1 pseudogene is annotated in these 288 nt (G+C 37.5%); it reads left to right on the top strand.

Features of this window, described 5'->3' with window-relative positions:
* Positions 1-47: 47 nt before the first annotated feature.
* A pseudogene (locus tag CP367_RS10555) lies at positions 48-288 on the top strand (ISL3 family transposase); the annotation flags it as partial.

Raw genomic sequence — 288 nt, 5'->3', positions numbered from 1 at the left:
TTCTTAATATGAATTATACATAACTGTCAGTTACTCATCAAGATGTTATGACTAACAAAGGTTTCTGAACCTTTAATTCTTTTCTTTCCTTGTTTTTTCAAGTTGCCGAGCCAATTCAATCTGAAGGTGTATTACCGTTTGTAGGGAATCTAGATGAGGGTGGTTCTTCCTTCTTTCCTAATTGCTCAAGAAAGCTAGTTAAAAATGGGTCTTTCGAATCTACCCTTATGCACGTCGCTATTGGTGGAGTACACACCAATATCAGAGTGTCCTATGCGCGTTTTCGTT

It is taken from the genome of Lactobacillus sp. UMNPBX16 (assembly GCF_002553775.1).
Lineage (GTDB): Bacteria > Bacillota > Bacilli > Lactobacillales > Lactobacillaceae > Lactobacillus > Lactobacillus crispatus.
This window is presented reverse-complemented; position numbering and strand designations above follow the sequence as displayed.